Consider the following 17906-nt stretch of genomic DNA (forward strand, 5'->3'; position numbering starts at 1 on the left):
TCTGCCACGTTCGCAGCCCAACAGCCCAATTTCTCCTGTGAAGTGCTTCACATTTGCGCTCTCAGCTTTTAGGGTCGAGACACAATGTGGGGAACCTTCCCACATCTGAATGCAAAGGAGCATCAGCATGGGCACATCTCAGCAGAACGAATCTGTATTTACGTGGGCTGCCCCACCCCTGAAGTTCGGAAATGGCTCTCTCAACGAGCTGTACTCAGACATCAAGACATTCGGCGCACAGTCATGCCTGATCATCACTGACGCTCACGTCCGCGCCACCGGCATACCCGATGACGTCGTCCAGCAGCTGGAAGACGAAGACATTTCGGCAGACATCTTCGACGAGGTCGGCATCGAACCGACCAACGAGAGCATCGACTACGCGGTCCGCTGGGCGCGGCAGAAGGAATGGGACTGCTACGTTGCGATCGGCGGCGGGTCGGTGATCGATACAGCGAAAGCCGTCAATCTGCTCACAACACACCCCGGCGAACTCCTCGACTACGTGACCCCGCCCATCGGAGAAGGCACCGCCCCATGGCTGCCGCTGAAACCACTCATCGCCGTACCGACCACGGCAGGCACGGGCTCAGAATCGACGACGATCTGCGTCATCGACTTTCTGGACATGCACCTCAAGGCAGCGATCAGCCATGCTCGGCTACGCCCATCGATGGCAATTGTCGATCCCCTGACCACGGTCTCCCTTCCCGCCCAAGTCACTGCGGCCAGCGGAATGGACGTCCTGTCTCATGCGCTCGAAAGCTACACAAGCGTTGCCTTCGACGCGAAACCGGCCCCGAACGACCCGACGAAACGACCGGCATTCTGCGGCTCGAACCCCATCAGCGACATCTGGTGCGAACAGGCACTCAGACTCGTCGGACGCAACCTGCGCAAAGCCGTGATGAACGGCCGCGACATCAACGCGAGAAGCCAGATGGCCATGGCCTCGGCATCCGCCGGAACCGGATTCGGAAACGCAGGCACCCATCTCCCCCACGCCAACGCCTACCCCATCGCCGGGGCCGTCGAGAACTATCAGGCCGAAGGGTATCCCGAGATGGTCATGGTCCCCCACGGCCAAGCCGTCTCGGCAACCGCCCCCGCCGTCTTCCGCTGGACTTACCCGGCCGACCCCGACCGGCACCTTCGTGCCGCAGAGCTGCTGAGCGGTCAGACCTTCACACGCACTGATGGAGCAGATGCTCTTGCCCACGTTCTCTCCGAACTCATGCGTGACATCGACATGCCGAGCGGACTGCGCACGTTCGGATACACAGAAGACAACATCGACGAACTCGTCGACGGCACGCTCAAACAGACTCGACAGATGGCCGTCGTGCCCCGTCCGGTCACTCGCGAAGCGCTGACAGGAATCTTCCGGGAGTCACTATGAGTACAGGTCCCCGACCAACTGACGTCAATTCATTCACGAAGAAGGACATCCGCGTCGTCATGATGTCCTGCATCGTCGGAACCACCGTCGAATGGTACGACTTCTTCCTCTACGGAATGGCCGCCGGACTCGTCTTCAACAAGCTCTACTTCCCCAACGACGATCCTCTCATCGGCACCATTCTCGCCTTCGCCAGTTTCGCCGTCGGATTCGTCGCACGACCCATCGGCGGACTGGTCTTCGGCCACATCGGCGATCGGGTCGGGCGGAAGAAGACTCTGGTGACCACCATGATGATCATGGGCATCGCCACCTTCCTCATCGGCGTCATTCCCACCCACGCAACGATCGGCTTCGCCGCTCCCCTGCTCCTCGTCACCTGTCGAATCGCCCAAGGCGTCGCCGTCGGAGGCGAGTGGGGCGGAGCTGTGCTGATGGCGGTCGAATACGCGTCGAAAGGCAAACGCGGTCTCTACGGCAGCTTCCCGCAGATCGGCCTCGCGGTTGGTCTGGTCCTCGGTACAGGTGTGTTCGCCCTTCTCGGTGCAGTGATGTCCGATGACTCATTCCTCACCTGGGGATGGCGAGTCGCCTTCATGCTCAGCGCCGTCCTCGTCGGCGTCGGACTCTTCATCCGGCTGAAAGTCATGGAGACACCTGCATTTGCCAAGCTCGAGAAAGCAGAGGCACGCGCGGTGATTCCCGCCATGGAGTTGGTCAAAGACAGGCAGAGCCGGCGAAACATCCTGCTGGGAATGGGCGCACGGTGGGCCGAAGGCGTCGCCTTCAACCTCTGGGCGGTCTTCATCATCACCTACGCCACGACGAGCCTGGCCGTCAGACAAGGAACGATCCTGACGGCCGTGATGGTCGGTGCGGTCATCATGGTCGGGGTCATCCCGCTCATGGGCAGACTCTCCGATCGCTTCGACCGACGGCGCATGTACGCACTCGGTGTCATCGCACTGGGCGTCCTCACCTACCCGGCCCTCTTGCTCATCGGCACCGGTAACCCGGTGCTCATCTTCGCCACCATCGGCATCGTGCTCGGCGTCGTCTATCCGGTCGTCTATGCGCCGGAAGCCTCGCTCTTCGCCGAACTGTTTCCCACCTGGATCCGCTACAGCGGAATCTCGGTCGTCTATCAGATCTCCGGCATCGTCGCCTCGGGGATGACACCGCTCATCCTCTCCTTCCTCCTCCGAGAAAGTGACGGTCATCTCGGCTCGATCATGGTCTACGTCCTTGCCGTCACCGTCATCAGCGCGGTCTCGGCCATACTGATCCGACGCAGAGACATGTTCACCGACGATGGGGAAGACGACAGACACGTTGAGCGCAGCCGCCAGGAGTCGATCGGCCCCTGATAGGCTCACGAGCATGGTGAATGGGCATCCAGCAGGCACTCAGGCTGTCGGACGTGCGCTGAACATTCTCAAGCTCCTCGCCGACACCGAGGCGGATCTGCCCCTCTCCTCCATCGCCGAGGAGCTGGGGCTGTCCTCCGGCACCGTCTATCGCATCGCGAGAGCGCTGCTGGCCGAAGGTCTCATCGCTCAGAATCCGTGGAATGACGCCTACTACCTGGGCAGCGGTGCGGTGCTTCTCGGTCAAGCGGCGCAGCGAAGCTTCGGAATCGACAAGATGATCCCGTTCCTCGAACGGCTCAACGAGATGACTGAGGAGTCCATCAACCTCGCCATCCGTGACGGTGTCGAATCCGTTGTCATGACGCGCGTCCAATCCACCCTTCCCCTGCGCTTCGTTCAACGCGTCGGTGCCCGCTTTCCTCTGTACGCCACCGCTTCGGGCAAGGTTATCCTTGCATTCTCCGACAATGCAGACGACTATCTGGACGCCCTGCCCGAGGCGCTCGAACCGGTCACATCCCGGACGCTGAGCACACGCGAGGATCTGCGATCCGAGATCCGCTCCACCCGAACACGCGGCTTCAGCATCGACGACCAGGAGAACGTCGACGGCGTCCGCTGCGTCGGCGCCCCGGTCCTCGACGCAAAGGGCCAGGCGCAGGCCGCCATCGTCATCCAGGGCCCGACGGTGAGAATGGACGACGACCGCCTCCATCAGCTCGGAGCCGATGCAGTCCGAGCCGCTCAAGAGGTCTCCCGGTTCGTGCCCGTCGACCATCCGCTGTCGATGTGAGAGCCACTCTTCAAGTCTCTGACCTGCGCTTTGTCGGCGGCCAGTGGTCTCACCTATAGTCGAATCGGGACGCGGAAGACGCGCCCCACACAGATACAGAGCACCAGGTCAAAGGAGACTCAATGCGCTACGTCGTCGGAATCACTCTGGACAGACGCGACAGAGACGCCGTCTCTTTGGCCCTCACTCTGGCACGCTCAGTCGTCGCTCCGCACAGAGTCGCAATCGAACTCGTCCACGTGATCCGGGGGCCACAGCCTGAACACGCGCAGACAGCTCAGGAGCGAGAGTTCCAACAGCTGCGCAAGGACACAGCGCAGGAGGGTCTGTCGAAGGTCATCGACCTCATCCCCAAGACGATCACGTCCACAGCCACCATCCACTTCGCCGATTCGATGGCAGAAGGCCTGCTCGACATCGCATCCGCCGGACCGTGCGACCTCATCATCGTCGGGGCAGCCAGCCGCGGCCCGCTCAGAAGGTTCACGGTCGGGTCCGTGGCCAATGCCCTGCTGCATTCCGCGTCGGTCCCCGTCGCGCTCGCTCCGTCGGGTTATCTCCCTCCGAGCAGACTGACACGGCTCACATGTGCGATGGGGACGCGAGTCGGCGCCGAGGCAGTCCTCGACGTGTCCGTCAGCTCGTCGGTCCGTCACGACGTTCCGCTCCGACTCGTCTCGCTCATCGGCTTGGACGCACCGCCTCATTCACCGGACGGACGTTCACCGTCCGACCATGCCCGAGGGCTGCTGCTGAGCGCGTCCCAGCAGGTCGACGATGCGGTCGAAGTCATGGTCGATGTCGCCCACGGGCGATCCGTCGACTCCGCGGTCGAGAGATTGAGCTGGGACGACAGCGAGATCGTCATCATCGGTTCGAGCCGACTCGCACAACCGAAGTCGCTGTTCCTCGGCGCCACCGCCAACAAGATGCTGCGCAGCATTCCCGTTCCCATGGTCGTGATTCCTCGCTACCCGGTCGGGTACGGCGAGAACACGAACACCTTGGCACTGTAGACCCTCCGAGCAATGACACCACCTTCCGACAACGCCCGCAGCCACGACCAAGCGCCGCTCAGAGCCCCCATCGAGATCTCACATCGGTCGAAGGAGCCGCTCTACCGGCAGCTGCGCAGAGCGCTCGAACACCAGATCCTCTCCGGCGCCTACAGCCCCGATGTGGCGCTCCCGTCATCCCGAGACCTGGCACATGAGCTCGGGCTCTCACGCAACACCGTCAACGCAGCCGTCCAGGAACTCGTGGCGACGGGGCTCATCGAAGCACGGCCCCGCAGCGGGCACTTCATCAACAGCAAGTTGCTCGACGATGCCATCACTGACGGCGACGGCATCCGCCGGACGAATGCGCCCATCGATTGGGAGAAGAAGATTCGCCCCGTCCGAGATATCCACCTACCGGAGATCACGAAGACGAAGAACTGGCAGACCTGCCCCTACCCATTCGTCGCCGGACAGGTGGATGCGGAGGAATTCCCACGACTCGCCTGGGCCAGAGCCCTGCGCACCGCCATGGAACCCGAACATCTGCAGTTCTCGGTCCGCGATGCCATCGACGAGGATGATCCGCTGCTGGTCAGGCTGCTGTGTCAACGAGTGTTGCCCAGTCGCGGCATCCACGTCGATCCCGACAATGTCCTCATCACGGCAGGCTCACAACAGGGACTTGACCTCCTGGCACAGCTGCTCGTCGGACCGAATACCACCGTCGGCGTCGAAGACCCCGGCTACGTCGATGCCAAACACGCCTTCGCCCGCGTCGGCGGGCAGCTGTTCCCGCTGCAAGTGGACGATCGTGGAATGATCCCGCCCCCGAACAGACTCGACCTCGTCTATGTCACCCCCAGCCATCACAGCCCCACAAACGTCACCCTCGATTCTTCGCGCCGCACCCAGCTGCTGACGACCATGCGCGAGACCGACTCGCTCATCATCGAAGACGACTACGATTCGGAATTCCGCTACCGCGGCAAACCCACGCCAGCGCTCAGGGCCCTGCCCAATTCCGAGCACGTGATCTACCTGGGCTCATTCTCCAAATTCCTCGCCCCCGGCCTGCGCCTCGGCTACATCGTTGCAGAGCCTGAGCTCATCGACCGTATGCGCACCCACCGACGCTATTCCATCCGCCACGTCCCCGGGCACACTCAACGCGCAATGGCGCTGCTCATCGACTCCGGCCAGTACCACCGGACCATCTCGCGCCGCCGCACCCAACTGCGCACCAAATGGGAAACGCTCACATCCGCGCTCGATGAGCATCTGCCGTGGAAAGTGCCCTTTCCTGCCGGAGGTGTCAGCGTCTGGATCCAAGCGCCTGACCGCCTCGACGCGAAGATCCTCGCCGACGAATGCCTGCGCCGAGGCGTCGTGATCGAGAGAGGCGATCCGTTCTTCCTCTCCCCCGAATGCCACCGGAACAACTTCAGACTCGGCTTCGCGGCCATCGATCTCCGGTCCATCGAACCCGGTGTACGACTCCTCGCCGAGGCGATCGACGCAACCCTCACCGACTACTGACCCTCCCCTGCCAACTGGCACCAAATAACTCGCAACGGACTGGGACTTCATTCGGAACCAGATAATCGCGAGAGTGATGTCAAGCACACCAACGAAGGAGTGCCGGAGTCGGGACGCCTCGACGTACCGACCCAGACAGTTCGAATGGAGGGTTCGCGTGACGATCTCGGATTATGCAAATCGTGCCCAGCAGCACCTTTTTCCCCACTTCACCACCGGCAAGGTGTGGAACGACGCTGATCTCCCGATCATCGTCGAAGGCCACGGCAGCTACCTCACCGATGAGCGGGGCGACAAGTACCTTGACGGTCTGGCCGGACTGTTCTGCGTGAACATCGGGCATGGTCGCCAGGACATCCCCACTGCCGCCTTCGAGCAGATGAGCCGTCTGTCCTACTGGACCAACTGGGGCTCAGCCCACCCTGCCGCAGTGGATGCGGCGACCCGCATCGCCGGCCATGCCCCCGGCGACCTCGACACCGTCTTCTTCGTGAACTCGGGTTCCGAAGCAGTCGAATCCGCCGTCAAGTTCGCGCGCCAATACCACCGGTCGCAGGGACAGCCCGAACGCACGAAGATCATCGCCCGAGACATGGCGTACCACGGCACCACCCTCGGAGCTCTCGCCGTCACAGGCATCCCCGCGTACAAGGAGCCCTTCGGCGAACTCATGCCCGGCGTCTTCCACGTGCCCAACACCCTCGGCGAAAAGGTTCCGGCAGGCGGCACCGCAACTGACCTGCCCTCGATCCAGGCCATCAGAGAACTCATCGACAGGGAAGGCGGAGACACCTTCGCCGCCCTCTTCGCCGAGCCCGTCCAGAACTCACGCGGAGCCCTCGTCCCGCCCGAAGGCTACTGGCAGGAGCTGCGCAAGATCTGCGACGAACACGGGATCCTCCTCGTCGCCGACGAGGTCATCACCGGATTCGGACGTCTGGGCGAATGGTTCGGCTCGATCAAGTTCGACGTCGTCCCCGACCTCATCACCTTCGCCAAGGGTTCGACCTCGGGCTACCTCCCCCTCGGCGGAGTCATCATCCGCAAGCCCCTGGCCGAGGCGCTGCTCGACTCCCCCGGTGCCGGGGTCTTCACCCACGGTGCCACGTGGGGCGGTCATCCGGTCGCCACTGCTGTCGCCAGCGCGAATCTCACGGCGCTGGAGACGGAGAACATTCCGGGCAACGTCCGCAGCCTCGAGCCGTATTTTCAGAACGGTCTGGACCGGATCGCCGATTCCTACCGGTGCATCAGGGAATACCGCGGCACCGGATTCTTCTACGCCATCGAGATGATGGCCGACCGCGACACCGGGGCCGAGCTGACTCCCGAAGCCTCGAAGCAGGTGCTCACCGAAGTGATTCCGACGTCGATGAAGGAAGTCGGACTCATCACCCGCCCGGACAACCGCGGGGCCACGATGCTCGTCCTCTCGCCGCCGCTGGTCGCCGACCAGACCGTCCTCGACGACCTACTCGACAAGGTCGACCACGTCATGGGGGCCGTCGACAAGCACCTCGGCGTATCTGCCCTGTCGGCTGCGGTCTGAGGGATGCACCATGTTGAAGACGCCGGCAGCGCGCGAACTCGAGCCCGTGACGATCGACCCGATGCTTCGCGATCGGATGCTCGGGCTGCGCGGTCGCGGGTCTCGACCGAGGATCATCCTCGCCGAGTCCCACGATGAGCGTGTCCTCCGCGCTGCCGGCGCCCTCGCCGAGGTGGGCGTCCAGCCGATCCTGATCGGCGACGGGAACGAGGTCCGGAACCGCGCTAGGCAATTGGGCATCACCGATGCCGACCCCGGCTGGTCAGTCGACGATCCGGCAAGGCTCGCCGCCGGCCGGACCGGGGAGAGAATCCGCAGCAGCGCAGAGAGGAAGCGTCCCGAACTCGCCGAGCAGTGGCTGACCGATCCCGTCTTCCTCGCTGCCGCGGCCGTCAAGGAAGGACTGGCCGATGCAGCGGTCGCGGGCGCGGACCGGCCCACCGCCGATGTCATTCGGGCAGGGCTGTCGATTGTCGGGCTCGCTCCGGACTCGTCTCTGCTCAGCTCCTCGTTCCTCATGCGCCTGCGCGACGGACGATATCTGGGCTTCGGGGACTGCGCGGTCATCCCGGTCCCCGACGACGAGCAGCTCTCGGCGATCGCCATCGCCACGGCGAGAACCTTCGCTGCCATCACCGATCAGCATCCGTCCGTGGCGATGCTCTCGTTCTCCACGGCCGGTTCGGCCCAACACTCCGACATCGATCGAGTCAGACTGGCCATCGAGCACATTCGCAGCCGCTGCCCCGAACTCGAAGTCGACGGCGAACTGCAGTTCGACGCAGCCATCGTCGAATCCGTGGCGAAGTCGAAGTGCCCCGAATCCGCAGTCGCCGGCCACGCGAACGTGCTCGTCTTCCCCAACCTCGCAGCCGGAAACATCGGCTACAAGATCGCCGAGCGCCTCGGCGGAGCTGCCGCCTTCGGCCCCCTCCTGCAGGGCCTCGCCGCACCGATCAATGACTTGTCTCGCGGGGCAAGCGTCTCCGACATCGTCAACGTCGGTCTCATCACCTGCCTGCAGGCGCTCACTCCTGCGGCAGACGCCCAACAGCGAACCACATCCACTGCCCATACCTTCACAACGAAGTGACGAAAGTAAGGTGCCATGTCGAAATCAATAGAGAACCCACCCCAGAACGTCGCCTCCTCACCGCCGGGGGCCGGGGACGGTCAGCAGCCGGAGAGGATGGCGAAGACGCTCAAGCCTCGCTGGGTCTTCGCCATCGCCCTGGGCTCGGCAGTCGGCTGGGGAGCATTCATCCTCCCCACCGACTGGCTGGCCATGGGCGGTCCCCTGGGCACACTCGCCGGATTCACCATCGGCGCCGGGCTCATGCTCGTCATCGCCGTCAGCTACGGTTTCCTCATCCGCACCTTCCCCGTCTCCGGCGGTGAGCTGGCCTATGCACTCATCGGCTACGGACGCGTGCATGCCTTCTTCGCCGGGTGGTTCCTCACACTCGGCTACGTCTGCATCGTCGCACTCAATGCCTCCGCCCTGGCACTGCTGTTCCGCAAGATCATGCCCTCGGTCATCGAGCAGGGCTATCTCTACACGGTCGCCGGCTGGGACGTGTATCTGCCGGAGATCATCATCTCCGTGACAGCACTGATCGTCTTCGCCGTCCTCAACATCCGCGGCACGGCCCTGTCGGGTCGCGTCCAGTACTGGGCCTGCGTGCTGATGATCATCGCGGTCGCTGCGATCATCATCTCCGTGATCGCCAGCCCGACGACCCATTTCGGCAATATGTCTCCCGCGCTGCCCGACGGCGTCAGCCCAGTCGCTGCGATCATCGCGATCGTCGCCATCGCTCCCTGGGCCTTCATCGGCTTCGACAATGTTCCGCAGGCGGCCGAGGAGTTCGACTTCTCACCGTCCAAGGCGCTGCGCCTCATCGTCCTGGCCATCGTCACCGCTGCGGCTCTCTATATGGCGATGATCGTGTCCGTGTCGATGGCCGAACCGTGGCAGGCCCTGGCCAATTCGGGATCGGCCTGGGGCACCGCCGACGCGGTAACCGGCGTCATCGGCGGCTCCGGGCTGCTGCTTCTCGCAATCGCCATCACCATGGGAGTGAGCACCGGACTCAACGGCTTCTATGTCTCGGCCAGCCGAGTGCTCATGGCCATGGGACGCGCACAGATGATCCCGCCGATCTTCGCCCGCCTGCATTCGAAGCACAAGACCCCCTACGTCGGCATCATCGCGGTCCTCATCGTCTGCCTCATCAGCCCTTGGTTCGGACGCGCGGCGCTGACGTGGGTCGTCGACATGTCCTCGATCGGCGTGACGATCGCCTACCTCTACACCTGTCTGTGCGCATTCCGGATCTTCCGCCCCACCCATGAGGCGCGGGATCCCAAGGCTCTGCCGGGAATGTACTCGACGACGAAGAAGGTGCTCTCCGGTGTCGGCGCGGTCATCGCGGTCGTCTTCATGCTGCTCCTGCTCATCCCGGGGTCTCCCGGTGCGTTGGGACCGCAGTCGCTCATCGCCCTGGCCGTCTGGATCGTCATCGGAGTCGTGTTCTTCCTCTCCCGGATCCGGCACAACAGGAAACTCACCGATCATCAGGTCGATCGCCTCGTCTTCGGTGATGATCGCCCAGCCGTCACCCGGTTCAGCGAACGCGCTCAGCTGCGCCGCGAAGGACGCCTGTCCGCGGACGGCTGAGACGATTCCGGACAGCCCCGGACAGCACAGCGGTCGGCCCGCTGCCAGGAATCACTGGCAGTGGGCCGACCGCTGTCGTCGGTTCGACCACCGAGGTCGGTGTTCAGACGAGCTTGGGCCTTCGCGCCCCTCGTACTGGTATGTCGTTCAGCGACCGAGGACGGAGCGGAGCCCGTCGACGATCGCCCGCACCGAGGCCCGATCCCCCAGAGATTCGGCATCGAGTTCGACGCTGGCGGGGTAGATGAGACCGGGGTCCGTGCCGATGCCGACGCCGAGGATGCCGAGGTCGCCGGCACACCGCAGACCGGCCACCGTCGTCTCGAGGTCCCGGGCGAGGTAGTCGTCATCGTTGGCGACGGCGGTGGCAGAGTCTGCGGGCAGCCCATCGCTGATGACGACCACGGCCGATTTCGCCGCCTGCTGACTGCGGAGTCTGTCGACCGCCCAGCGCAGGGCTTCGGCGTCGATGCCCTCCCGATACAGCGAGGTCTTGAGAAGCCCGCCGAGGTGGGTGCGCGTCCGCCGCCACGAGGACGCTCCGGACTTGATCACGAGGTGATGGAGTTCGTTGAGCCGCCCCGGCCGCTCGGGCGAGCCGGCCTTCTTCCACTCGCTTCTCACGCGTCCGCCGTTCCACGCGTTGGTGGTGAACCCGAGGATCTCCGTGGTCACATCCAACCGGTCGAGGGCCGTGACGAGGACATCGAGAAGCACGCCGAGTCCGAGCGCATGAGGCTTCATCGACCCCGAGAGATCGAGCAGGAAAGTTACGGCGCAATCGGTCTCGGCCCGCTGCGAACGTCCGCGGAAGACGCGCGGGTCGCCAGGAGAGGTGATCAGCCGTGTCAGCCGAGAGGGGTCGAGGACCCCGTCCTCGGAGTCGACAAGTTCATGAGCCTCCTTGGCTGCCTCGACGACACCGTGCAGGCGGGAAATGACCGGCGCCAACGGCACCGACCGACGTGCCGTTTCGGCGGCGATGGCGGTCCGGCCGCTGCGCAGACTCTCCGTCCGGACCACCTCGGCGATGGTCGATTCCCGATCGAACCGCGTCGTCCACGCCCGGTAGCCGCGGGCGAGGTGGAGCTGCCCACCGGCTCCCTCCGGGACGGGAGCGAACAGGTCCTCGGCGATGTCGAATACCAACGGCAGGCTCGGGGCGGCATGACGCTCGCGCGCCCCGGACCGCGTGCGTTCTCGCTCTTCGACGGCGGCTATCCGGCCGGCGAGCGTGTGCGCGAGGTCGCGGGCCACCTCGGCGAAGGCCCGCTGATCGTGTCGGCTATTGCGCAGGGGAAGGAGGAAGGGCCCGAGATCGGGTGAGAGTTCGAACCGGGACTCTTCGACCAGGTCGGAGTCCTCCCGACCGATCGGCTCGCGATTCACGACCGACCGGGTGACGAGGATGACCGTGTACAGAAGCATGCCGAGGTGGGTTTCGTGCAGACGGCTGCGCAGATACTCGCTGCGCCAGTGCGCATGTCGCTGAGACAGGTTGCTGCAGACGCCTGCCTGTCGAGCCAGGGATTCGCACCGGAACTGTTCGAGGATCTCGACGATGAGGCGTTCTTCCCGCGCCGCGGGGAGCATCTGTCGGTGAAGTTCGGGATCACTCCACTTTCGACGCATGGCCATGGCGTCCGTGGCTCCGCGCAGGGAGGGCAGCTCGGATCGGGCAGGGTCAGGGTAGAGATGGGGCGCGTTCATCGGCAGCAGACCGTTCGCATCGGCCGGTCGGTGCGCCCACAGGTCGACGTCAGCGTCCTGGCTCAGCGCCCTGAACACCGAGGCCAGCCGCCGTTCGAGGTCGTGCTCCTCTCGGGCCGAACGCGGCGTCGCCGACTGTTGACCGAGGTCTGTCATCAGCTTGCCGTCGCCGCGTGGTCGAGGTCGAGCTCACCGCCGAAGCAGCGTTGGTAGTATTCCGCGACGAGCGGATGCTCGGTCGAGTCGCAGCGGTTGAGGAAGGAGAACCGGAACGCCAACTCGACATCGCCGAAGATCACCGAGTTCTCCGCCCAGGAGATGACTGTGCGCGGTGACATGAGGGCGGAGACGTCGCCGGCGGCGAAACCGCTGCGTGTCAGCTGCGCCACCTCGATCATCGTCGCCACCGTCGCCTCGCCGAGCTTGGTCGCTGCCTCCGGCACCTGTCCGGTGACGACGAGGAGTTCTTCGGCGGGGTCGAGATAGTCGAGCGAGGCGATGATGTTCCACCGGTCGAGTTGAGCCTGGTTGAGCCGATTGACTCCGTAATAGAGGCCGTTGACATTGCCGAGGCCGACCGTGTTCGCCGTAGCGAAGAGCCGGAAGTGCGGATGCGGCCGAATGACCCGGTTCTGCTCGGTGAGGGTGAACAGGCCGTCGCGTTCGAGCAGTCGCTGGATGATGAACATGACCTCTGGGCGGCCGGCGTCGTATTCGTCGAAGACCAGCGCCATCGGCCTCGTCAGCGCATAGGGGATCACACCTTCTTCGAAGGCAGTGCGGGGCTGGCCGTCCTCGATGACGACTTGGTCTTTGCCCACGAGGTCGGACCGCGAGATCTGCCCGTCGAGGTTGACGCGCATGAGCGGCCAGTTGAGGCGGGCGGCGATCTGTTCGATGTGCGTGGACTTCCCTGTCCCGTGCAGTCCCTGCACGAGCACACGGGATCCGTGGGAGAATCCGGCGAGGATCGCTCGGGTCACCTCAGGGTCGAAGCGGTAGTTCTCATCGATGCGCGGGATCAGATCGCTGTCGTCCTCGAGCATCGGCACGGGCATGTCGGCATCGATGCCGAACAGTTCTCGCAGTGTTGAAACGTCGGCCATGAGCGCCGTCCTTTCGTGGTCGTGGTTCAGCCTGACTGTGGCAGCCGGTCGGCCGGCCGCGGTTCAGGCCGAGTTCTCGTCGGCGCGATCGATCTCATCGAGCACAGCCATGCGCTGCGCGGCTTCTCGGACCACCGGCAGGAGTTCGACGAGATCGTCGATCGACTTTCGGATCACGGGGGCCTGAACTGCCAGTGCCTGGTTGGACCGACCGATGTCGGTGGGGATGAGCACGGCAAGGCAGACGAGACCTTCGAGGTATTCCTGCCGGTCAAGGGCATACCCGGAGCGTCGAGCCGCGTCGAGCTCGGCCTCGATCTCTGCCGGATCGGTGAGAGTGTGCGGCGTGAACCTTCTCAAGAGCGAACTGCTCAGCAGTCTGCAGCGCGGCGTCTCCCCATACTGGGAGGCGATCATCTTCCCACTGGCCGAGGCATGGATCGGCACGCGGCTGCCGGCTTCAAGATGCACGCGCAGCGGGTGTGAGGTCTCGACCCGGTCGAGGTAGATGACCTCATCGCCGGAGACTGCGGTGAGGTTGCAGCTCTCACCGACTTCCTCGGACAGCTGGGAGAGGATCATCCGCCGCGCTCCCTGTCTCGAGTCATTGAGCAGAACGTCCTCAGCCATTCTCCGCAGTCTCGCTCCGGTGCCGTAATGGCGGCCGTCGCTGTGCCGGGTGAGCAGTCCCGCACCCTCGAGCTGCTGGAGCATCCTGTGGAGGGTGGGTTTGGGCAGCCCCGTCTGCACGACGAGAGACTGAAGCGTGAAGATCTGGTCGCGGGTGGAGATGAACTCCAACAGCGACACCAGCCTCAGCGCCGGAGTCTCCCCGGCGAGTGACACGCCTTCGTCGAACCCAGGCTCAGCCAGATCATCCATGGTCTCCTGCCTCTCCGGCCCGCTGTCGGCCTCGTCCCGAAAATCATTCCGTCTCGAATTATAGTACCAAACGAAATCTTTTCCGGAACTCTATTGACACCCGAGGAGCTCGACTCGTAGATTCGAGGTGTTCCGCTTTTCGAAGTGAAATGAACACAAAACCGAGACCACAAGGTAGTGGTCCTAGGATGAACAGGAGACGTTGCGATGACGGAACTGGCCGATCGAACCGAGAGTGCGGCGCTGAGCGACGCGGTCACCACTCAGAAGATCACCTCTTCAGAGGCCTTCGTCGAAACGATGGTGGCCAACGGTGTCACCGATATCTTCGGCATCATGGGCTCGGCGTTCATGGACGCAATGGACATCTTCGCCCCAGCCGGAATCGACTTCATTCCCGTGGTCCATGAACAGGGCGCCGCGCACATGGCCGATGGCTACGCCCGCGCATCGGGACGTCACGGGGTGGTCACCGGTCAGAACGGGCCGGGCATCTCGAACTGCGTGACAGCGATCGCCGCTGCCTTCTGGGCACATTCGCCGGTCGTCATCGTCACCCCGGAGGCGGGCACGAACTCGATCGGGCTCGGTGGATTCCAAGAGGCGAATCAGCTGCCGATGTTCCAGGAGTTCACGAAGTACCAGGGACATGTGTCCAACGCGTCCCGCATGTCCGAATTCACCGCCCGCTGCTTCGACCGCGCGAAGTCGGAGATGGGTCCGACCCAACTCAACATCCCCCGTGACTTCTTCTACGGGGAATGCGATCCGCAGATTCCCCAGCCGCAGAAGATCGACCGCGGACCCGGTGGTACGGAGTCCCTCGAAGAGGCAGCAGCACTGCTCGCCTCGGCGAAGAATCCCGTCATCGTCTCCGGCGGCGGTGTCGTCATGGCCGACGGCGTCGATGAGTGCATCGCCTTGGCCCAGCGCCTCGGATCGCCCGTGGTCAACAGCTACCAGCACAACGACTCGTTCCCCGCCAGCCACCCGCTGTGGGCCGGACCGTTGGGGTACCAAGGCTCGAAGGCCGGGATGACGCTGATCAACCAGGCCGATGTCGTCCTCGCGCTGGGCACCCGTCTGGGACCGTTCGGCACACTGCCCCAGTACGAATTCGACTACTGGCCCACCAATGCGAAGATCATCCAGGTCGATGCCGATCAGAAGATGCTCGGTTTGGTTAAGAAGATCGATGTCGGCATCTGCGGTGACGCCAAGGCCGTCGCCGAGGATCTCCTCGCCCGTCTCAACGCCCGCGAGGTCGCCTGCGACGCCACGAAGGACCAGCGTGCCGGCCTCATCAAGGCGGAGAAAGATGCCTGGGAGGCCGAGCTCGATTCCTGGACTCATGAGAAGGACGAGTTCTCTCTCGACGCCATCGGTGAGGCGGAGAAAGAGGAGGGCAACTGGCTGCATCCACGTCAGGTGCTGCGCGAGCTCGAGAAGGCGATGCCCGCCGACGTCATGGTCTCCACCGACATCGGCAACATCAACTCGGTCGCCCACAGCTACCTGCGTTTCGAACGCCCCCGCAGCTTCTTCGCTCCGATGAGCTTCGGCAACTGCGGCTACGCGCTGCCGACGATCATCGGTGCCAAGCGCGCCGCCCCCGAACGTCCGGCCATCGCCTACGCCGGTGACGGCGCCTGGGCGATGAGCATGGTCGAGGTGCTCACCGCAGTCCGCCACGACATTCCGGTCACCGCAGTGGTCTTCCGCAATCGGCAGTGGGGTGCGGAGAAGAAGAATCAGGTGGAGTTCTACGGTCATCGTTTCATCGCCGGTGAGCTCGACAATGGTGAGAGCTTCGCAGCCATGGCCGAGTCGATGGGAGCCGACGGCATCGTCGTCGACGATCTCGCCGAGGTGGGCCCGGCCCTGCAGAAGGCCGTGGACGCTCAGATGAACGAAGGCAAGACCACGGTCATCGAGATCATGTGCACGAAGGAGCTCGGCGATCCCTTCCGCCGCGATGCTCTGCGCAAGCCGGTTCGCACCCTCGATAAGTACAAGGACTACGTGTGATCGTGTAGTCGCCATGGCCGTTGTTGGCCGGTGGTGTTCGGGCGCCGCCTACATTTCGGTGCCCGAACACCATCACCCCTGGTGACGTCGACTCATGACCCCAGGTCTGGCGTCACTGCCGAAACGAATGCTTAACCTCTCTAATTCCAAACCGCGGTTCGTCGACGACGACGAGTCCGCAGAAGGCTGGCCACAAAGATGGATTCGTCCGAGCAAGTCATCTATCCCGCAAAACTGGTGCGGACGCTTGACCCCGCGCGTCCGAGCGCCGAAGCGATCATGGTTCGCGGTTCCCGTATCCGAGCCATCGGCTCGCTGGACGAACTCGAGGCCCATGGACCGTCACGCATCGACGATCGCTACGCGGACTCGGTGATCTTCCCCGGAATGGTCGAAGCCCACGCGCATGCGAAAAGCGGCGGAATGTGGGAGCAGACCTACATCGGCTTTTACACGCGGAAGGGACCTGACGGAAAGATCTGGACCGGCTGCACGAGCATCGAAGAAGTCCAAGAGAGGCTATGGGAAGCCGATTCGAAACTCGACGAGGGCGAGGTTCTGCGCGCCTGGGGCCTCGATCCGATCTTCTTGCCTGGCGATCGACTCGACCGCCGACACCTCGACGCCGTGTCGAATACGCGTCCGATCTTCATCATGCATCAAAGCGGTCACCTCGCCACCGTCAACTCCGAAATGCTCAGGCAGGAAGGCATCGACCGAGACTGCCCTGTCGAGGGCGTTGTCAAAGATTCAGCCGGTGAGCCCACAGGTGAGCTGCAGGAGCCGCCGGCGATCGCTCTCGTTAAGAGCGCCACGTCAGTTCTGGGTGGAGAATTCAGCGCGTCCGCATTACGGAATTTCGGAGCCGACGCCTGCAACCACGGCGTCACAACAGCTGCCGACCTCGGAAATCCGTTCGTGCTCACAAGAGATCTCGAGGCACATCGCGACATCATCGATGATGAGTCATATCCAGTTCGGCTGTCCCTGTTCCACCGCGGGGGTGGGATGGGCGGCAACGGAGACGCCGCCGACGAAGCCGAGCGAGTCGCGGAGTTGGCGACGACGAGCACCGACAAGGTCCGCCTCGGCGGGGTCAAGCTCTTCCTCGATGGATCCATCCAGGGCTTCACCGCGCGACTCCAAGATCCCGGCTACATCTCCGGTGACGACAACGGCATCTGGCTGTCCTCCCCCGAACAGTTCTACACAGCGTTCCGCGCTTATCACGCGGCCGGTGCACTCGTGCATGTCCACTGCAATGGCGACGAGGCGACCGAGCTCTACCTCGACACCGTCGAACAAGTACTGCGGGAGGTTCCACGTTGGGACCACCGCCACACGGTCACACACAGCCAGTTGTCCACACCTGCGCAGTATCGCCGGATGAAGGCACTGGGCATGTGTGCGAACATCTTCTCGAACCACATCTGGTACTGGGGCGACCAGCACCGCGATCTCATCCTCGGACCCGACCGTGCCGAGCGGATGGATGCCGCGGCCACCGCGCTGCGCGTCGGAGTGCCGATCTCGTTCCACTGCGATACACCTATCACTCCACTTGATCCCTTGGCGACGGCGTCCTACGCAGCCGAACGTGCCACGCCCAGCGGCAGGATCCTCGGCGAACACGAACGAATCAGCGTGCCCGATGCTCTTGACGCTGTGACGATCGGTGCAGCCTACATGCTCAAGCTCGACCACCTCGTCGGCACGTTGGAATCAGGTAAGTTCGCGGACTTCGCAATCCTCGATCGAGATCCATACGAATGCTCACCATCAGAACTGCGTGAGATCACGGTCCGCGGCACCGTCGTTGCCGGTCGACATTTCTCGGCGGTCAGGTGAACCC

The 17906-nt window shown here is 63.7% G+C and carries 13 protein-coding genes; 10 read left to right on the forward strand and 3 right to left on the reverse strand.

The annotated features are described in order from the left end of the window. The first annotated feature begins 127 nt into the window (after nt 1-127). The 8 genes from QYM46_RS11245 (at nt 128) to QYM46_RS11280 (ending at nt 10328) form a co-directional block, all read left to right on the forward strand. Nucleotides 128-1399 (forward strand): hydroxyacid-oxoacid transhydrogenase, encoded by a 1272-nt coding sequence (locus tag QYM46_RS11245; RefSeq protein ID WP_432788998.1) that lies wholly within the window; start codon nt 128-130, stop codon nt 1397-1399. Beyond that, nucleotides 1396-2766, forward strand: coding sequence for an MFS transporter (locus QYM46_RS11250; RefSeq protein ID WP_432788999.1), 1371 nt, complete (start codon nt 1396-1398; stop codon nt 2764-2766). Before QYM46_RS11245 ends, QYM46_RS11250 begins: the two co-directional genes overlap by 4 nt. Nucleotides 2767-2779: 13 nt before the next feature. Beyond that, entirely contained in the window at nt 2780-3562 is a 783-nt protein-coding gene (locus QYM46_RS11255; RefSeq protein ID WP_432789000.1) for an IclR family transcriptional regulator, read from the forward strand. A gap of 122 nt (nt 3563-3684) precedes the next feature. Further along, nucleotides 3685-4578 carry a universal stress protein gene (locus QYM46_RS11260; RefSeq protein WP_169252569.1) on the forward strand — a complete coding sequence of 298 codons (894 nt, stop codon included), beginning with the start codon at nt 3685-3687 and terminating at the stop codon, nt 4576-4578. Between the two features lie 12 nt (nt 4579-4590). Next, nucleotides 4591-6099, forward strand: a complete 1509-nt coding sequence (locus QYM46_RS11265; RefSeq protein ID WP_432789001.1) for a PLP-dependent aminotransferase family protein — start codon at nt 4591-4593, stop codon at nt 6097-6099. Between the two features lie 157 nt (nt 6100-6256). Next, the gene (locus QYM46_RS11270; RefSeq protein WP_432789002.1) at nt 6257-7648 is read left to right on the forward strand and encodes an aspartate aminotransferase family protein; all 1392 of its coding nucleotides are present in this window, start codon (nt 6257-6259) and stop codon (nt 7646-7648) included. A gap of 10 nt (nt 7649-7658) precedes the next feature. Then, a complete protein-coding gene (locus tag QYM46_RS11275; protein ID WP_432789003.1) occupies nt 7659-8741 on the forward strand; it encodes a phosphotransacetylase in 1083 nt (360 codons plus the stop codon). A 15-nt stretch (nt 8742-8756) separates the two neighbouring features. Beyond that, nucleotides 8757-10328: an APC family permease gene (locus QYM46_RS11280; protein ID WP_432789004.1), complete on the forward strand. Its 1572-nt coding sequence runs from the start codon at nt 8757-8759 to the stop codon at nt 10326-10328. 147 nt (nt 10329-10475) lie between these two features. Here the strand turns inward: QYM46_RS11280 and QYM46_RS11285 are convergent, their stop codons facing one another. The 3 genes from QYM46_RS11285 to QYM46_RS11295 form a co-directional block, all read right to left on the reverse strand. Further along, nucleotides 10476-12194 (reverse strand): cobaltochelatase CobT-related protein, encoded by a 1719-nt coding sequence (locus QYM46_RS11285; RefSeq protein ID WP_432789005.1) that lies wholly within the window; start codon nt 12192-12194, stop codon nt 10476-10478. Beyond that, nucleotides 12194-13144, reverse strand: coding sequence for an AAA family ATPase (locus QYM46_RS11290; RefSeq protein WP_432789006.1), 951 nt, complete (start codon nt 13142-13144; stop codon nt 12194-12196). The genes QYM46_RS11285 and QYM46_RS11290 overlap by 1 nt, the downstream gene beginning before the upstream one ends. Before the next feature lie 63 nt (nt 13145-13207). Next, on the reverse strand, nt 13208-14026 hold the full coding sequence (locus QYM46_RS11295; RefSeq protein WP_432789007.1) for an IclR family transcriptional regulator: 819 nt from the start codon (nt 14024-14026) through the stop codon (nt 13208-13210). A gap of 207 nt (nt 14027-14233) precedes the next feature. Between QYM46_RS11295 and xsc the strand changes: the two genes are divergently transcribed. Both xsc and QYM46_RS11305 read left to right on the forward strand, forming a co-directional pair. Next, nucleotides 14234-16054 (forward strand): sulfoacetaldehyde acetyltransferase, encoded by a 1821-nt coding sequence (gene xsc, locus QYM46_RS11300; protein ID WP_432789008.1) that lies wholly within the window; start codon nt 14234-14236, stop codon nt 16052-16054. A gap of 198 nt (nt 16055-16252) precedes the next feature. Continuing rightward, nucleotides 16253-17902: an amidohydrolase gene (locus QYM46_RS11305; protein WP_432789009.1), complete on the forward strand. Its 1650-nt coding sequence runs from the start codon at nt 16253-16255 to the stop codon at nt 17900-17902. Nucleotides 17903-17906 lie beyond the last annotated feature (4 nt).

It is taken from the genome of Brevibacterium sp. K11IcPPYGO002, from assembly GCF_050920635.1.
GTDB lineage: Bacteria > Actinomycetota > Actinomycetes > Actinomycetales > Brevibacteriaceae > Brevibacterium.

What these genes read in the sequence shown, in the direction of transcription:
- QYM46_RS11290 (WP_432789006.1), bottom strand. Translation starts at nt 13,144, where the DNA reads ATGGCCGACGTTTCAACACTGCGAGAACTGTTCGGCATCGATGCCGAC.
- xsc (WP_432789008.1), top strand. Translation starts at nt 14,234, where the DNA reads ATGACGGAACTGGCCGATCGAACCGAGAGTGCGGCGCTGAGCGACGCG.
- QYM46_RS11245 (WP_432788998.1), top strand. Translation starts at nt 128, where the DNA reads ATGGGCACATCTCAGCAGAACGAATCTGTATTTACGTGGGCTGCCCCA.
- QYM46_RS11260 (WP_169252569.1), top strand. Translation starts at nt 3,685, where the DNA reads ATGCGCTACGTCGTCGGAATCACTCTGGACAGACGCGACAGAGACGCC.
- QYM46_RS11250 (WP_432788999.1), top strand. Translation starts at nt 1,396, where the DNA reads ATGAGTACAGGTCCCCGACCAACTGACGTCAATTCATTCACGAAGAAG.
- QYM46_RS11265 (WP_432789001.1), top strand. Translation starts at nt 4,591, where the DNA reads ATGACACCACCTTCCGACAACGCCCGCAGCCACGACCAAGCGCCGCTC.
- QYM46_RS11305 (WP_432789009.1), top strand. Translation starts at nt 16,253, where the DNA reads ATGGATTCGTCCGAGCAAGTCATCTATCCCGCAAAACTGGTGCGGACG.
- QYM46_RS11285 (WP_432789005.1), bottom strand. Translation starts at nt 12,194, where the DNA reads ATGACAGACCTCGGTCAACAGTCGGCGACGCCGCGTTCGGCCCGAGAG.
- QYM46_RS11280 (WP_432789004.1), top strand. Translation starts at nt 8,757, where the DNA reads ATGTCGAAATCAATAGAGAACCCACCCCAGAACGTCGCCTCCTCACCG.
- QYM46_RS11275 (WP_432789003.1), top strand. Translation starts at nt 7,659, where the DNA reads ATGTTGAAGACGCCGGCAGCGCGCGAACTCGAGCCCGTGACGATCGAC.
- QYM46_RS11295 (WP_432789007.1), bottom strand. Translation starts at nt 14,026, where the DNA reads ATGGATGATCTGGCTGAGCCTGGGTTCGACGAAGGCGTGTCACTCGCC.
- QYM46_RS11255 (WP_432789000.1), top strand. Translation starts at nt 2,780, where the DNA reads ATGGTGAATGGGCATCCAGCAGGCACTCAGGCTGTCGGACGTGCGCTG.